This is a genomic window from Streptomyces sp. NPDC002669 (assembly GCF_042889165.1).
GTDB lineage: Bacteria > Actinomycetota > Actinomycetes > Streptomycetales > Streptomycetaceae > Streptomyces.
On record NZ_JBIAQQ010000013.1, the window covers coordinates 13,014 to 31,567 of the forward strand.

At 72.2% G+C, this 18,554-nt stretch carries 14 protein-coding genes; 10 read left to right on the top strand and 4 right to left on the bottom strand.

The annotated features are described in order from the left end of the window. Positions 1-22: 22 nt before the first annotated feature. Genes iolC through mmsA form a run of 5 tightly spaced genes read left to right on the top strand, consistent with a single transcriptional unit; the run spans position 23 to position 6,303 of the window. Entirely contained in the window at positions 23-1,075 is a 1,053-nt protein-coding gene (gene iolC, locus ACFYW1_RS20310; RefSeq protein WP_388994631.1) for a 5-dehydro-2-deoxygluconokinase, read from the top strand. Next, positions 1,072-2,004 carry a deoxyribose-phosphate aldolase gene (locus ACFYW1_RS20315; RefSeq protein WP_388994634.1) on the top strand — a complete coding sequence of 311 codons (933 nt, stop codon included), beginning with the start codon at positions 1,072-1,074 and terminating at the stop codon, positions 2,002-2,004. The genes iolC and ACFYW1_RS20315 overlap by 4 nt, the downstream gene beginning before the upstream one ends. A 9-nt stretch (positions 2,005-2,013) precedes the next feature. Further along, positions 2,014-2,898, top strand: a complete 885-nt coding sequence (iolB, locus tag ACFYW1_RS20320; protein WP_388994637.1) for a 5-deoxy-glucuronate isomerase — start codon at positions 2,014-2,016, stop codon at positions 2,896-2,898. After that, on the top strand, positions 2,895-4,778 hold the full coding sequence (iolD, locus tag ACFYW1_RS20325) for a 3D-(3,5/4)-trihydroxycyclohexane-1,2-dione acylhydrolase (decyclizing) (RefSeq protein ID WP_388994640.1): 1,884 nt from the start codon (positions 2,895-2,897) through the stop codon (positions 4,776-4,778). Before iolB ends, iolD begins: the two co-directional genes overlap by 4 nt. Positions 4,779-4,803: 25 nt before the next feature. Then, entirely contained in the window at positions 4,804-6,303 is a 1,500-nt protein-coding gene (mmsA, locus tag ACFYW1_RS20330) for a CoA-acylating methylmalonate-semialdehyde dehydrogenase (protein ID WP_388994645.1), read from the top strand. Positions 6,304-6,375: 72 nt separating this feature from the next. Here the strand turns inward: mmsA and ACFYW1_RS20335 are convergent, their stop codons facing one another. From ACFYW1_RS20335 to ACFYW1_RS20345, 3 genes are all read right to left on the bottom strand, one after another. Next, complete coding sequence (locus tag ACFYW1_RS20335) at positions 6,376-6,798, bottom strand: hypothetical protein (protein WP_388994648.1); 423 nt, start codon at positions 6,796-6,798, stop codon at positions 6,376-6,378. Between the two features lie 245 nt (positions 6,799-7,043). Beyond that, the gene (locus ACFYW1_RS20340; protein ID WP_388994651.1) at positions 7,044-7,796 is read right to left on the bottom strand and encodes a VC0807 family protein; all 753 of its coding nucleotides are present in this window, start codon (positions 7,794-7,796) and stop codon (positions 7,044-7,046) included. 213 nt (positions 7,797-8,009) lie between these two features. Continuing rightward, positions 8,010-9,164 (bottom strand): DUF3103 family protein, encoded by a 1,155-nt coding sequence (locus ACFYW1_RS20345; protein ID WP_388994654.1) that lies wholly within the window; start codon positions 9,162-9,164, stop codon positions 8,010-8,012. Positions 9,165-9,686: 522 nt separating this feature from the next. Here ACFYW1_RS20345 and ACFYW1_RS20350 point away from each other — a divergent pair. The 3 genes from ACFYW1_RS20350 to ACFYW1_RS20360 all read left to right on the top strand — a co-directional run bounded on the left by ACFYW1_RS20350 (position 9,687) and on the right by ACFYW1_RS20360 (position 13,838). After that, positions 9,687-12,257 (top strand): alpha/beta fold hydrolase, encoded by a 2,571-nt coding sequence (locus ACFYW1_RS20350; RefSeq protein WP_388995078.1) that lies wholly within the window; start codon positions 9,687-9,689, stop codon positions 12,255-12,257. Further along, complete coding sequence (locus ACFYW1_RS20355) at positions 12,254-13,150, top strand: ABC transporter permease (protein ID WP_388994657.1); 897 nt, start codon at positions 12,254-12,256, stop codon at positions 13,148-13,150. The genes ACFYW1_RS20350 and ACFYW1_RS20355 overlap by 4 nt, the downstream gene beginning before the upstream one ends. Before the next feature lie 79 nt (positions 13,151-13,229). Next, a complete protein-coding gene (locus tag ACFYW1_RS20360) occupies positions 13,230-13,838 on the top strand; it encodes a DUF4291 domain-containing protein (protein WP_388994660.1) in 609 nt (202 codons plus the stop codon). Here the strand turns inward: ACFYW1_RS20360 and ACFYW1_RS20365 are convergent. Next, the gene (locus ACFYW1_RS20365) at positions 13,835-15,421 is read right to left on the bottom strand and encodes an ABC transporter substrate-binding protein (RefSeq protein ID WP_388994663.1); all 1,587 of its coding nucleotides are present in this window, start codon (positions 15,419-15,421) and stop codon (positions 13,835-13,837) included. The two genes, ACFYW1_RS20360 and ACFYW1_RS20365, sit on opposite strands and share 4 nt — an antisense overlap. A 1,016-nt stretch (positions 15,422-16,437) precedes the next feature. Between ACFYW1_RS20365 and ACFYW1_RS20370 the strand changes: the two genes are divergently transcribed. Further along, positions 16,438-17,967, top strand: a complete 1,530-nt coding sequence (locus ACFYW1_RS20370) for a von Willebrand factor type A domain-containing protein (protein ID WP_388994666.1) — start codon at positions 16,438-16,440, stop codon at positions 17,965-17,967. Between the two features lie 84 nt (positions 17,968-18,051). After that, the gene (locus ACFYW1_RS20375; RefSeq protein ID WP_388994669.1) at positions 18,052-18,510 is read left to right on the top strand and encodes a DUF1772 domain-containing protein; all 459 of its coding nucleotides are present in this window, start codon (positions 18,052-18,054) and stop codon (positions 18,508-18,510) included. The last annotated feature ends 44 nt before the right edge of the window (positions 18,511-18,554 follow it).

The following is an 18,554-nucleotide window of genomic DNA, read 5'->3' on the forward strand; positions in this document are numbered from 1 at the left end:
GACGCCGGTCGAAGGGATGCTCATGCCCGAGCCGTACGACGTGATCACCATGGGCCGGATCGGAGTGGATCTCTACCCGTTGCAGACCGGGTTGCCCCTGGCCGAGGTCGACACGTTCGGAAAGTTCCTGGGCGGCTCGCCGACCAACGTCGCCGTCGCGGCGGCCCGGCTCGGGCGGCGGACGGCGGTGGTGACCCGCACGGGCCGGGACGCCTTCGGGGAGTACCTCCACCGGCAGCTGCGGGAGTTCGGGGTGGACGACCGGTGGGTGACCCCCGTGGACGCGTACCCGACACCGATCACCTTCTGCGAGATCTTCCCGCCCGACGACTTCCCGCTCCACTTCTATCGCCGTCCCAAGGCCCCCGACCTGGAGATCCACCCCGGGGAGCTGGACCTCGGGGCGATCCGCGCCGCCCGGGTCTTCTGGATGACGGGCACCGGGCTGTGCGCCGAGCCGAGCCGCGCAGCGACCCTCGCGGCCCTGCGCGCCCGCGACCGGTCCGGCACCACCGTCTTCGACCTCGACTGGCGCCCGATGTTCTGGGACGGGGCGGAAGGGGCCGGGACGGAAGGGGACGCGGCGGAAGGGGCAGCGGCGGCGGAAAGCCCCGCCCCCGCGCCCCGGTCCGTCCCCGCCGCCCGCTACCGCGAGGCCCTCGCCCACGCCACCGTCGCCGTCGGCAACCTCGACGAGTGCGAGATCGCGACCGGCGAACGCGAACCGCACGCGGCGGCCCGCGCCCTGATCGACGCCGGGGTCGAACTCGCCGTCGTCAAACAGGGCCCCCGGGGCGTGCTCGCCGTCCACCGCGACGGCACGGTGGCCGACGTGCCGCCGCTGCCCGTCGAGGTCGTCAACGGCCTCGGCGCCGGGGACGCCTTCGGCGGGGCGCTCTGCCACGGACTCCTCGCGGGCTGGGACACCGGCCGTGTCATGCGGTACGCCAACGCGGCCGGAGCCATCGTCGCCTCCCGGCTCGCCTGCTCGTCCGCCATGCCGTTCCCGTACGAGGTCGAAGCGGCCCTGGCCGAGGGCGCCGTCGTCCCCCGCCCCACCGGAGCCGCCCCATGACACCCCCGGCCTCCTCGGTCCGCGACCTCGTCCGGCTGCGCGTGCACCACCCCGAGGCCGTCGCCGAAGCCGCGGCGCGCCGCCGCAGACGCCCCCTGATCGGCGACCGCGGACGGCTGATGATCATCGCGGCGGACCACCCGGCCCGCGGCTCCCTCGCCGTCGGCGACCGCGAACTGGCCATGGCCAACCGCTTCGAACTCCTGGAACGGCTCCGCCTCGCCCTCTCCCGCCCAGGCGTCGACGGCGTGCTCGCCACCGCCGACATCCTCGACGACCTGCTGCTCCTCGGCGCGCTGGAGGACAAGGTCGTCATCGGCTCGATGAACCGCGGCGGCCTCGCGGGCGCCGCCTTCGAACTCGACGACCGGTTCACCGGCCACCGCCCCCAGGACCTCGCCCGGTTCCGCTTCGACGGCGGCAAACTGCTGCTCCGGATCGACTACGACGACCCCGGCTCGCTCGACACCATGCACGCCACCGCCCGCGCCATCGACGCCATGGCCGCGCACCGGCTGCCGGTCTTCGTCGAACCGTTCCTCTGCCGCCGCAGCGGGGGTCGGGTCCACAACGACCTCGGCGCGGAGGCGGTCACCACCTCGATCGCCATCGCGTCGGGGCTGGCCGGAACCTCCGCGTACACCTGGCTCAAGGTCCCCGTCACCGCCGACCCCCGCGCCATGGCCCGGGTGATGGAGGCGTCGACGCTGCCCGCCGTCCTGCTGGGCGGGGAGGTGGGCGACGACCTGGACGGCGCGTTCGAGAGATGGCGCACGGCACTGCGGCTGCCCACCGTCCAGGGGCTGGTGGTGGGGCGTTCGCTGCTCTACCCGGCCGGCGGGGACGTGGCCGCGGCCGTCGACACGGCCGTCTCGCTGCTGGAGCCGGCCGGATCAGGGGGGAACGGAAACGAGCTGGAGAACGGGTAGGGAACGGCCATGACGACGGACGACGAACAGCACCGCCACCACCTCCGCGCCGGAACCACGGCGAACGGCCCCTACGCCCTCGACATCCGCCCCGAGCACGCCGGATGGGACCGGTCGGGCCTGCGCGTCCTGGAACTCGGACCCGGCGGAGTTCACACACTCGTCACCGGGGAGTGCGAGTGGATCGTCCTTCCGTTGACCGGTGGCTGTACGGTGCACACCTCAGGTGAGATCTTTGAACTGCTGGGCCGGGAAAGCGTGTTCAGCGGCGTGACCGACTTCGCCTATGTACCGCGCGACGCCCATGCACAGATCGCCTCCGGCGCAGGAGGCCGCTTCGCCCTGGCAGGAGCGAAGTGCGAGCGACGACTCCCCGCTCGCTACGGCCCCGCGCCGGAGGTACCGGTCGAGCTGCGCGGCTCGGGGGTCTGCTCGCGCCAGGTCAACAACTTCGCCGCCGCCGACACCTTCGAGTGCGACCGGCTGATCGCCGTCGAGGTCCTCACCCCCGGCGGCAACTGGTCCTCCTACCCGCCGCACAAGCACGACGAGCACCTCCCCGGCGTCGAATCCGTCCTGGAGGAGATCTACTACTTCGAGGTGGAGCACGACGGCCTCGGCTACCACCGGGTGTCGCCGTCGCGCCCCGGCGGCACGGACGTCCTCGCCGAGGTGCGCAGCGGCGACGCGGTCCTGATCCCCGACGGCTGGCACGGCCCGTCCATCGCCTCCCCGGGCCGCACCCTCTACTACCTCAACGTGATGGCGGGCCCGGGGGAGCAGCGGGAATGGCTGATCAGCGACCACCCCGAGCACAGCTGGGTCCGCGACACCTGGCCGTCGCAGCCGGTGGACCCCAGACTCCCCCTCCACGGGACGGAGGCACGCCCGTGAGCAGCACCCGCCGCCTCACCACCGCCCAGGCCCTGGTGTCCTTCCTGGCCCGCCAGTACACCGAACGCGACGGCCGGCGGCAGCGGCTGATCGGCGCCACCTGGGGCATCTTCGGCCACGGCAACGTCGCCGGCATCGGCCAGGCGCTCGTCGAGTCGGGCCGGGCCATGCCCTACCTCCAGGGCCGCAACGAACAGGCCATGGTGCACGCCGCCGTCGGCTACGCCCGCCAGTGCGGGCGGCTCTCCGCGCATGCCGTCACCACCTCCATCGGCCCCGGCGCCACCAACCTCGTCACCGGCGCGGCCCTCGCCACCGTCAACCACCTCCCCGTCCTCCTCCTGCCCGGCGACACCTTCGCGACCCGGCCCGCCGACCCGGTGCTCCAGCAGCTCGAAGTCCCGTACGCGGGCGACGTGTCGGTCAACGACTGCCTGCGCCCCGTCTCCCGTTACTTCGACCGGATCACCCGCCCCGAGGCCCTGGTCCCGGCCGCCCTCCAGGCGGTGCGGACCCTGACCGACCCGGCCCAGACCGGTGCCGTCACCCTCGCGCTGCCGCAGGACGTGCAGGTCCAGGCGTACGACTGGCCGGAGGAGTTCTTCGCCGAACGCGTCTGGCACGTACGCCGCCCCGCCCCCGACCCGCAGGAGCTCGACCGCGCGGTACGGGCGGTGCGCGGCGCCCGCAGACCGCTGATCGTGGCGGGCGGCGGCGTCCACCACAGCGCGGCCGAGAGCACCCTCGCCGCGTTCGCCGCCGCCACCCGCATCCCGGTCGCCTCCACCCAGGCCGGCAAGGGCTCCCTGCGGCACGACCACCCCGCCGACGTCGGCGGCATCGGCCACACCGGCACCGCGACCGCCGACGAGCTGGCCCGCACCGCCGACCTGGTCATCGGCATCGGCACCCGCTACTCCGACTTCACCACCGCCTCCGCCACCCTCTTCGCGAACCCCGGGGTCCGCTTCCTCAACCTCAACATCACCGGCTTCGACGCCCACAAGCTCGGCGCCCTCCCGCTGGTCGCCGACGCCCGTACCGCCCTGGAAGCCCTCACCACCGCGCTCGCCGAACGCAACCACCGCGTCGACCCCGCCTACGAGACCGAGTACACCGACGCCAAGGAGGCGTGGGAGCGGCGCGTCACCGCCGCGTTCACCGCCCCCGACCCGCACGCCCGCCCCACCCAGGCCCAGGTCCTCGGCCTCCTCGACGACCTCGTCACCGAGGACGACGTCCTGATCAACGCGGCCGGTTCGCTCCCCGGCGACCTGCACAAGCTCTGGCGGACCCGCTCCCCGCGGCAGTACCACGTGGAGTACGGCTACTCCTGCATGGGCTACGAGATCCCGGCTGCGATCGGGGTCCAGCTGGCCGCCCCCGACCGCCCGGTCTGGGCCCTGGTCGGCGACGGCACGTACCTGATGAACCCCACCGAGATCGTCACCGCCGTGCAGCAGGAACTCCCGGTGAAACTGGTCGTCCTCCAGAACCACGGCTACGCCTCCATCGGCGGGCTCTCCGAGGCGGTCGGCGCCGAACGGTTCGGCACGGCCTACCGCCACCGCGCCGCGGACGGCACGTTCACCGGCCCCCCGCTGCCCGTCGATCTCGCGGCCAACGCGGGCTCCCTCGGGATGCGGGTGCTGCGCGCCAGGAGCGTGCGCGATCTGCGCGAGGCCCTCCGCGAGGCGCGGGCGGCGGACCGTCCCACTTGTGTCTACGTCGAGACCGAAACGGCAGACACAGTGTCGGGCCCCCCTCCGGCGCAGGCGTGGTGGGATGTTCCCGTCGCGGAGACGGCCACCCGGCCGCCGGCCGTGAGAGCCCGGGAAGAGTACGACCGCCACGTCGCCGACCGTCGCCACCACCTCTGAAGACGCCACCGAAGGAGTTTCTGTCATGAAGACCGTCAACCACTGGATCGGTGGCAAGACCGTCGAGGGCGCGTCGGGCAACCACGGCCCGGTCACCGACCCGGCCACCGGAGAGGTCACCACGCAGGTCGCGCTCGCCTCCCTCGAAGAGGTGGACGCCGCGGTCGCCGCCGCGAAGGACGCCTACGCCTCCTGGGGCACGTCCTCGCTGGCCACCCGCACGGCGATCCTCTTCCGCTACCGCGCGCTGCTGGACGCCCGGCGCGACGAGATCGCCGCGCTGATCACCGCCGAGCACGGCAAGGTGCACTCGGACGCGCTGGGCGAGGTGGCCCGCGGCCTGGAGATCGTCGAGCTGGCCTGCGGCATCACCACCCAGCTCAAGGGCGAGCTGTCCACCCAGGTCTCCAGCCGGGTCGACGTCGCCGCGATCCGCCAGCCGCTCGGCGTCGTCGCCGGCATCACCCCGTTCAACTTCCCGGCCATGGTGCCGATGTGGATGTTCCCGCTGGCCATCGCCTGCGGCAACACCTTCGTGCTCAAGCCCAGCGAGAAGGACCCGTCGGCCGCGAACCTGCTGGCCGAGCTGGCCGCCGAGGCCGGTCTGCCGGACGGCGTGCTGAACGTCCTGCACGGCGACAAGGTCGCCGTCGACGGCCTGCTGAACCACCCGGACGTCGCCGCGGTCTCCTTCGTGGGCTCCACCCCGATCGCCCGCTACATCCACACCACCGCCTCCGCCAACGGCAAGCGGGTCCAGGCGCTCGGCGGCGCGAAGAACCACATGCTGGTGCTGCCGGACGCGGACCTGGACGCCGCCGCCGACGCCGCCGTCTCCGCCGCGTACGGCTCCGCGGGCGAGCGCTGCATGGCGATCTCCGCGATCGTCGCGGTCGGCTCGATCGCCGACGAGCTGGTCGCCAAGATCAAGGAGCGCGCCGAGAAGATCAAGATCGGCCCCGGCAACGACCCGACGTCCGAGATGGGCCCGCTGATCACCGCCGCCCACCGCGACAAGGTCGCCTCCTACGTCGCGGGCGCCGCCGCCCAGGGCGCCGACGTGGTGCTCGACGGCACCGGCTACACCGTCGAGGGCTTCGAGAACGGCCACTGGATCGGCCTCTCCCTGCTCGACAACGTGTCCACCGACTCGGACGCGTACAAGGACGAGATCTTCGGCCCGGTGCTGTGCGTCCTGCGCACCGAGACGTACGAGGAGGGCGTGGCCCTCATGAACGCCTCGCCGTTCGGCAACGGCACCGCGATCTTCACCCGGGACGGCGGCGCCGCCCGCCGCTTCCAGCTGGAGATCGAGGCCGGCATGGTCGGCGTCAACGTGCCGATTCCGGTGCCGGTCGGCTACCACTCCTTCGGTGGCTGGAAGGACTCCCTCTTCGGCGACCACCACATCTACGGCAACGACGGGGTGCACTTCTACACCCGCGGCAAGGTCGTCACCACCCGCTGGCCGGACCCGGCCGACGCCCCGGCGGGCGTGGACCTGGGCTTCCCCCGCAACCACTGATCCCTTTCGTACCCCCCTCCCGACGGCCCGCCCGGACACCTCCCCCGTCCGTGCGGGCCGTCCCCCGTGCCCTCACATCCGTCGCAGCCCCAGGTACTGGAGCGCGCCCATGGCCGCCACCGTCAGGCCCTGGAACACGATCCATCCGTTGCCGATGCCCGTCGCGGTCAGCGCGTCCACGGCGACCGTCACGACGCTCGCCACGGCCCAGGCCGCGTTCAGGGCGATGACGACGGCGACCGGGCCGCGGCGGATGTCCTCCCGGCGGGAGACGGCCAGCACCCACAGGGCGTACCCGACGAGGAACACGCCCACCGGGTACTGCACCGAGAGACGCACGCCGAGGAACGAGTCCAGGACCGTGCCGAGTCCGAGGTATCCGATGCCGTTCGCACCGGTGAGGACGGCGTCCGCCAGGAGGGCGAACCGGAGAAGGCCGTCGGAGCGGCCGGTGCCCGTCGCCGGGACCGTACCCGCGTTCCGGAACGACATCATGAGGTCTTCCTTTCGTTGCCCTACGGCCGGTCCGGGTGCGGGACCGGAGGGGCGCAGGCCCCTGCGGGGAAGGTAATGACCGGCCCGCGAACGCCTCAATTACCTCTCCGGTAATGGCCGTCCGGCCGAGAGCGGGTCCGGGAGGGCCGACGGAGCGGACGGAAAAGGGCCGGGGAGGAGCCGCGTACGGCTCCTCCCCGGCCCTCGGCCTCCGGCCCCCCTCCGGCCGGTGGCCCGTCATCGGGTCACCGGGCGGCGGTCCCGGCCTTCGCCGCCTTCTCCGCACAGACGGCCTCGGCGATCATCCGCTGCATCGGGACGGCGCCCACCCGCCCCGAGACCAGGAACGCGGACACCAGCGTCACCACCATGATCACCGTGCCGAGCCACACCATCGTCTCGACCGGCACCGTGTACGCCCCCACCGCACGCACCACGCACTCGCCCAGCAGCGCCACGCCCCACACCACCGAGAACCGGGTCTCCGCCCGCCGGAACGCCGCCGACCCGGCCGACAGCCGCTGCCAGGCGGCGGCCTTGGCCGCGTCGCCCCCCACCAGCCAGGGCCGCACGCCCGCGCTCATCATCGGCTGCCCCTTCAGCGCGGTCACCAGGACGACGATCCCGACGACGCTGCTCACCCCGCTGTCCTTGGCGAGCATCAGCCGCGGGTCGCCCACCACCAGGCTCGTCAGCAGGCTCACCGCGTTGACCGTCACGATCAGCGCCGCCAGCCCGTTGAGCCGCTGCCCGCGCAGCACGCTCCACGCGGTGCGCACGGCCGGCAGCACGCTGCTCCAGGCCAGCGCGGCGAACGTCCCCATGCCCGTCGCCTTCAGCACGTAGTAGGAGGCGAGCGGCACCCCCACGTCCACCAGCAGCGGCAGCACGTTGTCCAGCATCGCCCCGCGCCGCGTGGACCGGCCGTCCGCGGCGGGTGCGGCGGCGGCCGGAGCGACTGCGGCGGGTGCGGTGGCGGTGGCGGCCGGGCTGGTCATGACGGGTTCCTCTCCCGTGTGGCGGGGGCCTTTCGCGGCCCCGCTCTCGATGTGTACAGACTGGCCGCCGGGGCCCGTCGCCCGGCAGAGCCGCGTGTACCGAGGTCCGTATGACGAATGTCAGGTGCCCGGCATGACACCTCCGGGGAGCATGCGCGCCGCCCGTGTGCCGCGCATGCTCCGGTGCCTCACGTCATGTCGCGCCGCGGCCGGTCAGAGCTCCGGCACGTGGTACGGCGAGACGGACATCCAGCCGTTGCCCGCGGCGCCGTCGCGCTTGCCGCTGCTGGTCCTGGCGAGGGTGTACCAGGAGTCGACGTAGTCCGGGTCGTCGGTCCACCAGTTGGTGGGAATGGCGTCGAGGAGCGCGTCGGCCAGCGGGATGTACGCACCCTGGTCGGTGATGGTGAGCAGGATCGTGACGATGGCCTTGGCCAGGGCCTGGTAGTTGGTGTCGCCGTCGTCCTCCATCATGACCGCGTCGGCCAGGTCGTACTTGTAGTTGGACCAGTTGACCAGGACCTGGCCCGGGTAGTAGGTCGTGTCCGCCTTGTTCAGGTAGGGCATCTCGACGGTGTCGACGCGGGGCTTTCCGTCCTTGCCGAAGCCCGTGACGAGGGTGAAGATCTCGGCGTCGCCCTTGAAGAACGGCTCCTCGTCGTCGGAGATCCGCACCGAGTCGATCCGGGTGGTGTCGATGCCCGAAGCGGCGGTCGGGGTGGTGGGCCCGGCGGCCGGTGCGGGGGCGTTCAGCCCCTTGGACCGCAGGGCCCTGTCGATGACCTCCAGCCCCTCGGCGACGGCCTTCGTGCCGTCGACGTCGACGAGGTAGACGGGCCGGTCGGGGGCCCTGTCCAGGGACAGTTCGTGGGCCGCGCCCCGGCTGTCGTACGCGGTGAACGTCGAGGCGTCGTCGTCGGACGGGGCGGCGGCCACCAGCGGGGCCGAGCCGGAGGAGAGCCGGTTTCGCATCGACGCGTCCGCCAGACCGAGCCGCAGCAGCGAACCCGCGCCGTCGCCCAGGCCCTTGGCGGTGGCGACGCCCCGGTCGGCCCCGGCGATCCCGGCGGCGAGCTTCCGGCCGGCCGCGGCGGCGGCGCCGCCGGTCAGCTCTCCGAGGCCGACCGAATCCGCGGCCAGGGCGGCTCTGCGGACCTCTCTGTTCCAGGCCGGGTCGGCGAGGGAACGGGCGAGCGCGAGCGCGGTGGCGTCCTCGATGCCGGCGACCGAGGAGGCGGGGGCGGCGGAGGGGGCCGCCGTGCGCGTTCCGGGCTGCGCGGCCAGCGCGGTGCCCTGGAGCGGAATCAGCGCGGTCGCGGACAGTACGACGCCGATCAGTGCGGTGCGCAGCGGTGTGGAGGTACTCAAGGATCTCTCCTGACGAAAGACGGAGTACTGCGGGAATGACGAGGCGACCACCGCGCCCGACGAGCGGCTGAGGGTCGGTCACATCGGTCTATGCGAGTAGACCGTTTTTCTGTGTCCATGACAAGGTCGCTCGGGGCAACGGAATGCCCGGCGCGGTGGCCCGGCGCCGCGTGCGGCCCGTTCCGCGCCGCGTCCGGTCCGTTCCGCGACGGTTCCGGTCCGTTCCGGCGGTACGTCCGGCCTGTTCCGCGACCGTTCCGGCTCGTTCCGGTGGTACGTCCGGCCCGTTCCGACGCCGCGTCCGGTCTGTCCCGACGGCGCGGCATACCGCGTCCGCAGTACGGCGGACGGTCCCCGTACGCCGGGAGGAGGCCGAGGAGTTCCCTCTGCCGGCTGTCCGTGCGCGGCGGCCGTCCGCTTAGGGTCGGGACCATGGACACCTCCGATGCGCACGCGCCCCGCCGGCGGCGACTGCTGCCCCGCAGGCGGGGCCGGTGGGCCGCGGGCCTCGCGGCACTCGTCGTGCTGGCCGGTGCGGGAACCTGGACCGCCGCGGCCGACGACGGTGCGCCCGCCGTGCACCGCAAGGACCGGACGATGCGGTTCGACGGGGTGTCCATCGACACCTCGTACTTCACCGCCGGCGGCGAGCAGCGCCGGCCGGCCGTGCTGATCGGGCACGGATTCGGCGGCAGCAAGGACGACGTGCGGGACCAGGCCGAACAGCTGGCCGGGGCCGGATACGCCGTACTGACCTGGTCCGCGCGCGGGTTCGGGAAGTCGGGCGGGGAGATCTCGCTCAACGCCCCCGACCGCGAGGTCCGCGACGTGTCCCGGCTGATCGACTGGCTCGCGGACCGGCCCGAGGTGGAACTCGACGCCGAGGGCGATCCCCGCGTCGGGATCACCGGTGCCTCCTACGGCGGAGCCGTCTCGCTCCTCGCAGCCGGGCACGACGAGCGCGTCGACGCCGTCGCCCCGCAGATCACCTACTGGAACCTGGCCGACGCCCTTTTCCCCGACGGGGTCTTCAAGAAGCTCTGGGCCGGGATCTTCGTCACCACCGGCGGCGGCTGCCAGAAGTTCGAGAAGCGGCTCTGCGAGATGTACGAACGGGTCGCCGTCGACGGGAAACCGGACGCCGCCGCCCGCGCGCTGCTGACCGGACGTTCCCCGAGCGCCGTCGCCGACCGGATCGACGTGCCCGCGCTCATCGTGCAGGGACAGACCGACTCCCTCTTCCCGCTCGGCCAGGCCGATGCCATGGCCAGGGCGATCAGCGACAACGGCGCCCCGGTCGCCGTCGACTGGATCGCCGGCGGACACGACGGCGGCGACCCGGAGACCGACCGGGTCCAGCAGCGCATCGGCCGCTGGTTCGACCGGTACCTGAAGGGCGACAAGAGCGCCGACACCGGCCCCGCCTTCCGCGTCACCCGCACCGGGGGCGTCGACTCCACCGACGGGGCCGCCCTCGCGCGCGGGGCGAGCAGCGACACGTACCCCGGGCTGGACAGCGGGAAGAAGGAGATCGGCGTCGGGCGGCGGACCCAGACGTTCCGCAACCCCGCCGGGGCCACTCCGCCGGCCGTCTCGGCCGTGCCCGGCGTCGGCGGCGGCCTCTCCCGGCTGTCGTCCCTCGGCGTCGGGCTCTCGCTCGACTTCCCCGGCCAGCACGCCCGCTTCGACTCGGCCCCGCTGGACGCGCCGCTGAGCGTCACCGGCAGCCCGACCGTGACCGTCGACGTCCGGACCGACTCCGGCGACGCCGTCCTGTTCGGAAAGGTCTACGACGTGTCCCCGGACGGCAGGCAACAACTGCTGCCCTCCCAACTCGTCGCCCCCGTCCGCATCCCGCAGGACCGGCAGGGCAGGGGCGTACGGCTGACCCTCCCCGCCATCGACCACCACTTCGACGCCGGGCACCGGCTCCGCCTGGTCCTCTCCACCACCGACCTCGGCTACGCCTCACCGGCCGCGCCCGCGACGTACACCGTGACCCCCGCCGGCCCTCTCACCGTCCCCACCGCCCCCGGCCTGAGGACCGCGGCGGCCCCCCTGCCGAGCTGGACCTGGGCGCTGCCGGCCGCCGCCGTCGTGATCGCCGCCGCCCTGCTGCTCACCGCCCGGCGCCGCGCCGCGGCCCCCGCGCCCGATCCGGCGCTCGCCGACGTACCCCTCCGGATCACCGGACTGTCGAAGAAGTACGCGAAGTCCGCCGACCGGTACGCCGTGAAGGACCTGTCCTTCCGGGTCGGGAAGGGGCAGGTGCTCGGGCTCCTCGGCCCCAACGGCGCGGGCAAGACCACGACCCTGCGCATGCTGATGGGGCTCATCACGCCCGACGACGGCGAGATCCGCGTCTTCGGGCAGGCCGTCCGGCCCGGCGCGCCCGTGCTGTCCCGCGTCGGCGCGTTCGTCGAGGGCGCCGGCTTCCTGCCGCACCTGTCCGGGCGTGCCAACCTGGAGCTGTACTGGCAGGCCACCGGACGGCCCGCCGGGGACGCGCACATCGAGGAGGCCCTGGAGATCGCCGGGCTCGGCGACGCCCTGGCCCGCGCCGTCCGCACCTACTCGCAGGGCATGCGGCAGCGGCTCGCCATCGCCCAGGCCATGCTCGGCATGCCGGACCTGCTCATCCTCGACGAACCGACCAACGGACTCGACCCGCCCCAGATCCGCGAGATGCGGGACGTGATGATCCGGTACGCGGCCGGCGGCCGGACCGTCATCGTCTCCAGCCACCTGCTCTCCGAGGTCGAGCAGTCCTGCACCCACCTCGTGGTCATGGACCGGGGCCAGCTCGTCCAGGCTGGCCCGGTCGCCGAGATCACCGGGTCCGGGGAAACGCTGCTGGTCACCAGCGCGCGCGAGGTGACCGAACCCCTCGCGGAGAAGGTCGCCGCGCTGCCCGGGATCGGCTCGGCCGCCCGCACGGAGGACGGCCGCGGGCTGCTCGTACGGCTCGACGGGGCCACCCCGGCCGAGCTGATCGCCGAACTGGTCCGGCTCGACGTGCCGCTGACCGGCGTCGGGCCGCACCGCCGACTGGAGGACGCGTTCCTCACCCTGATCTCCGGAGGCTCCGCATGAGTGCCGCAGCCGATGTCACCGACGTCACCGAAGCCGCCGAGACCGCCGGGGCCCCCGGCTACCGCCCCCGGCACACCCTGCCGCTGCGGGTCGAGGCGATGCGTCAGCTGCGCAGACGCCGCACCCTGATCATGGGCGGGGTGCTGGCGGCACTGCCGTTCGTCCTGATCGTCGCTTTCGCGATCGGCGGCACCCCGGAATCGCGGGGCGGCGGCAGCAGCCGGATCACCCTGATGGACACCGCGACGGCCTCCGCCGCGAACTTCGCCGCGACCTGTCTGTTCGTCTCCGCCGGGTTCCTGCTCGTGGTGCCGGTGGCGCTGTTCTGCGGCGACACCGTCGCCTCGGAGGCGAGCTGGTCCTCGCTGCGCTATCTGCTGGCGGCGCCCGTGCCGCGGGCCAGGCTGCTGTGGAGCAAGCTCGTCGTGGCGCTCGGCTTCAGCCTCGCCGCGATGGTGCTGCTGCCGCTCGTCGCCCTGGCCGCGGGGGCCGTCGCGTACGGCTGGGGGCCGCTCGAACTCCCCACCGGCGGCGCGCTCGCGACCTCGGACACCGTGCCCCGGCTGGCACTCGCCGTCGCGTTCGTCCTCGTCTCGCAACTGGTCACCGCCGGACTGGCGTTCTGGCTGTCGACCAGGACCGACGCCCCGCTGGGCGCGGTGGGCGGCGCGGTCGGGCTGACCATCGTCGGCAATGTGCTGGACGCCGTCACCGCACTCGGTTCCTGGCGCGAATTCCTGCCCGCGCACTGGCAGTTCGCCTGGGCGGACGCGCTCCAGCCGGATCTGGAGTGGGCCGGCATGACGAAGGGTGCGGCGATCTCGGTGACGTACGCCCTGATCCTGTTCGCCCTCGCCTTCCGCGGCTTCGGCCGCAAGGACATCGTGTCCTGAACCGGGCGTCCGGCCCCTGGCCCGCGGTCCCCGGGAATTCGTTCGCAGGGACCGCCGGGCCGGTGTTCTGATGGGGGCCATGACCGCTCCGACCAGGCCGCAGTACGAGATCCGTGCCCAGCACACGGACGACACGATCACCGTCTACCAGGCGTACACCCCGTCCATCGGCCTCCCGGCCGCGCGCGACGGGCGCTTCCCCGACAGCTGGAAGCGGGACCGCATGACGTGGATCAAGCCGAGCTTCCTGTGGATGATGTACCGCTGCGGCTGGGGCACCAAGGAGGGCCAGGAGACCGTGCTGGCCGTCGAGATCACCCGTGAGGGCTTCGACCGGGCCCTGGCCGGGGCCGAACTCTCGCACTACGTCCGGGGAGTCCACCCCGACCACGCCACCTGGCAGCACGCCCTGCGCCGGGCCCCGGCGCGCGTCCAGTGGGACCCCGAGCGGGACCTGCGCCTGGACCGGCTGCCGTACCGTTCCCTCCAGCTCGGGCTCTCCGGCGAGGCGTCGCGGCGGTACGCGGACGAGTGGACGGTGTCCATCCGCGACGTCACCCCGCTCGCCCGGCAGGTCCACGCCCTGGTGGCGGCCGGGGACCTCGACGAGGCGGCCCGGCTGCTGCCCCGGGAGGACCCGTACCCGCTGGGAGCCGCCCCGGTCCCCGAGCCGAACGGAAGGCCCTAGGAAGCGGTGCTGAGCTCCCAGAACCGGAAGACGGTCGAGGTGTCCAGGCAGTTCTGCAGGCCCCGGACGTCCTCGTGGGCGACCGCGTACTGCTTGCCCTGCCACAGCGGCAGCAGCGGCAGCTGGTCCGCCACGATGTCCTGGAGCTTCATGAACTCCTGCCGGGTCTTCGCGCGGTCGGTCATGGACGACGTCCGCGGGATGATCCGGGAGATCTCACCGTTCTCGAAGTTGTTCGCCAGCACGTTGCCCTTGCCGAAGAACGGCTGGGTGAAGTTGTCGGGGTCGGGGTAGTCCGGCACCCAGCCCTTCACGTAGATGCCGTACTTGCCCTCGGAGATGTTCTCCTCGTACTCGTCGAACGGGACGGACTTCATCCGGGCGTCGAAGAGACCGCTCCGGTTCAGCTGCTCGGCGATGGTCCGCAGCTCGTCGTCGGTGGCGGGGCCGTAACGGCTCGGGGTGGACCAGAGGGTGAGCTTCACCTTGTCGGTGATGCCGGCGTCCTCCAGGAGCTTCTTCGCCAGCTTCGGTCGCGGGGTGTCCCCGTACGTGTCGAAGAAGGAGGTCCCGTGGCCGGTGATGCCGACCGGGACGATCGAGTAGAGCGGTGTCGCCGTGGACTCGTAGACCTTGCTGACCAGGGCGTACCGGTCGACGAGATGGGCGATGGCCTTGCGCACGGCGAGCTTGCCGACCACGGGGTCGGCCACGTTGAAGACCAGGTGCTGGACCTCGGCGCTGTTTCCCTGGACGACCTCGATGCTGTCCTTGTCGGCGCCGGGCGAGGTGTCCAGGGCGGCTATCGCCTTGGCGGTGAGACCTCGGTACGCGACGTCCACGTCGCCCTTCTCCAGGGACGCCTTGAGGGCCTGCTGATCGCCGCGGAACAGCCGAAGCGTCACACCGGAGTTCTTCACCTCGGCGTTGCCCCGGTAGCCGGAGTACACCGAGAAGTCGGCCTTCGACTTGTCGATGGAGTCCAGCTCGTAGGGGCCGGAACCGATCGCCCTGTCGCCCTTGAGCAGGCTGTCCGCCGGGTAGACCTCGTGGTCCACGATGGAACCCGCACCCGAGGCGATCTTGCTGGGGAACGTGGCGTCGGGCACCTTGAGGCGGAAGACGACCGTCCGCACGTCCGGGGTCTCGATCGACGCGATGGTGGAGAGCAGCGGCGCCGGACCCGCCGGGTCGTTGATCCTGATCGCCCGGTCGAAGGAGTACTTGACGTCCTTCGACGTGAGGTTGTGGCCGTTGCTGAACTTCAGCCCCTCGCGCAGGGTGCAGGTGTAGGTCTTGCTGTCCTCCGAGAAGCCGCACTCGTCGGCCGCCTCCGGCACCGGGGTGGAGGACCCGGGCGGGAAGCTCAGCAGGGACTGGAAGACGTTGTTGAACAGCAGCCAGGACCCGGGGTCGTAGCCCGCGGCCGGGTCCGTCGCGAGGATGTCGTCGGACATCCCGACGACCATGCTCTCCTTGGAGTCGAACTGCCAGATGTCGTTCTGGGACCCGCACCCCGTCAACAGCGTCGCTGCCAGGCCCACGGAGATCAGGGCGCCCGGCCGACTCGTACGAACCTTCACAGAACGTGCCTCATACTCTCGGCCGGGAGAGGATGTCCCGGACAACCGGATCGGGTCAGGAAGTGCTGTGAACACCGCGGCCGTCCGACGGGAGCCGGCCCGGCCGCCGGGGGTCGTGACATGGACCGGCGGCCCTTCCGGACCCGGTGTTCACCCAGGAACTCTACGCGCGATGACCTGACGTCAAATTCCAGTAGGTGAACGGGAGAAGACAGGTTGTGGTCGGTCTCGTGGTGCCGTTGAACACCCTTATTAGTACACGGCGCCGAGCGACGGTGCAGCAGACGACGGAAAAAGCCGGGGACGGTCGACGGGTTGGCCTGAAAAACCTGGCGACCGATGGCGTCGGCCGGTCGGCGGAGGGCTCCGTGCGCAGGTGTGTTCCGGTGTGCCCACTGGTGTCGACCATGACGTAGCAGCAGATCAGGGCTGCGTCACCGCTCCTTTTGGACACCGTGGCTCCCGGGTGCCGAAACTCACCGGACCCTATCCCCGGATAAATACGGGAAACCTCGTTTTCCGGTGCCTTCCCTCCCCGATGGCGGTTCGGAAGCGGTTCATTTGCCTTCGCCTTTCTGGTCCTCCTGATCCCTCTGGTCCCCATCTGGTGCCACTCGGGTGCCTTTTCCGCATCGCCGCCGGAGCGTCACCTTCCGCGGCATGTGACGGTTCGGACCGACCGCCCGGGGGCCCCGCGCGGTCGGGGGACACGGATACGGGCACGGTCACCCGCACCGGTTCGGCGACGTTCCCCCGTCGTGAGGACTTCGTGCCCCGATCTTGACGTCCGGCCCGTTTCCCGGCCGCTGTTGCCGCATCGAGACTCTTCCGCAACATCCTCGTCGACTCCGACTCGCCGACTCGCACGTCACATTCACAAGTGCAGGCACCAAGACATTGGGGGGAAAGCGATGGAACACCGGACGAGGAAGCACGGGGCGCGCCGGGCGGGCACGTACGGAAGGGGACTCCCGCGGACGTGGCAGGGGGCCCTCGGGGCACTGCTGGCGGGAGGGATGCTGCTCACCGGATGCTCGGGCACCTCGTACGACTCCACCACGAGCGACCAGCGGGGCGTGCGGGGCGGGGCGCCCGCGCCCGCCGCCCCGGGCGGCGCGGCCGGGAGCGGCGCGGAGAAGAAGCGGGACGTGGACGGGCCGAAGGAATCCGCGCCGCCGGTCGCGCCCGACTACCTGTCCACCTTCGCCCTGGACGTCGACACCGCCTCCTACGGCTACGCGCGCCGCGTCCTGGCCGACGGCAGTCTGCCGAGGCCGGAGACCGTGCGGCCCGAGGAGTTCGTCAACAGCTTCCGCCAGGGCTACCGGAGGCCGGAGGGCAACGGCTTCGCCGTGAACATGGACGGGGCCAGGCCCACGGCGAAGAACGCCGACTGGTCGCTGGTGCGGGTCGGGCTGGCCACCAGGGCCGCCCCCTCCCGCTCCTCCCGGCCGCCCGCCGCGCTCACCTTCGTCGTCGACATCTCCGGCTCGATGGCCGCCGCGGGCCGCCTCGACCTGGTGAAGCAGTCCCTGCGCATCCTGGCCGACGAACTCCGCGACGACGACTCGATCTCCCTGGTCACCTTCAGCGACGAGGCGGAGACCCTGCTGCCGATGACCCGGGTGGGGGGCCACCGGGACAAGATCCGCGACCGGGTGGGCTCCATGGAGCCCACCGACTCCACCAATGTGGAGGCCGGCATCAGGCGCGGCTACGAGGAGGCGGTCGAGGGCCGCGCCAAGGGCTCCACCAACCGGGTCGTCCTGCTCTCCGACGCGCTCGCCAACACCGGCGAGACCGAGGCCGAGGGCATCCTGAAGCGCATCGACTCCGCCCGCCGCGAGTACGGCATCACCCTCTTCGGGGTCGGCGTCGGCAGTGAGTACGGCGACGCGCTGATGGAGGAGCTCACCAACAAGGGCGACGGCCACACCACGTACATCGCCGACGAGACCCAGGCCCGCAAGGTCTTCGTCGACCAACTGCCCGCCCACCTCGAACTGACGGCCCGCGACGCCAAGGCCCAGGTCGCCTTCGACCCGGAGACCGTGAAGCAGTTCAAGCTCATCGGGTACGAGAACCGGAAGGTCGCCGACGAGGACTTCCGCAACGACCGCGTCGACGGCGGCGAGGTCGGCCCCGGCCACACGGTGACGGCGCTCTACGCGGTGCGCCTCAAGGAGGGCGCGTCCGGCCACGTGGCGACCGCGACCGTGCGCTGGCAGGACCCGAAGACCAGGAAACCCCACGAGCGGACCGGCTCCGTCACCACGGACACGATCGACGGCCCGCTGTGGGGCGGCTCCTCCCGGCGACTCCAGGTGACCGCCGTCGCCGCCTACTTCGCCCAGTCGCTGCGCGGCGAGGAACTGACGGGCGCGCCCGGCCTCGGTGAACTCGCCTCGCGGGCCGGGAAGCTGGCCACCGACACCGAGGACGACTCGGTGCGGAAGCTGGCGACCGCGATCGAGCAGGCCGCCCGGCTGCGTGACGGCAGGCGCGACGGCGCGACCGGGGGAGAAGCCGAGGGGGAGATCGACTGACCTCCGGCACAAGGGAGTTGACGCGTCGCACCGCCCTGCGGAAGTGGGCTGTGCGACGCGTGTGCCGACGACATGATGTATCCCATGTCCTCCTCCCTCGAATCCCTGTTCCTGGCCCTCGCCGTCATCACGACCGGGCTCTACGCCGGACTGATGCTGACGTTCCTGACCTCGATCATGCCCGGCCTGGCGGTCCTGCCGGACGAGCGGTTCACGGACGCCATGCGCCGCTTCAACGAGAAGGTTCCCGGCCCGTTCTTCCTGCTCCTCTTCTTCGGGGTGATCGCCTTCCCGGCCGTCGTGGTCTTCGGCGACGACGGCATCGACCGGGTGCTCGCCCTGGCCGCACTGGCCTGCGCGGTCGGCAGCCACCTGATCACGATCGCCGGCAACGTCCCGCTGAACAACCGGCTCGCGCAGTCGGAGGGCGACGACGACGGCGCCGCCCGCGCCGCCTTCGAAGGCCGGTGGAACCGGCTCCACCGGGTCCGGACGCTCCTGTCGCTCGCCGCGTTCGTCCTGCTGGCCGCGGTCGGCTCGTAAGACGTACCCGCACCACGGGCCGGACCTTTCGCACGGGCCCGCCC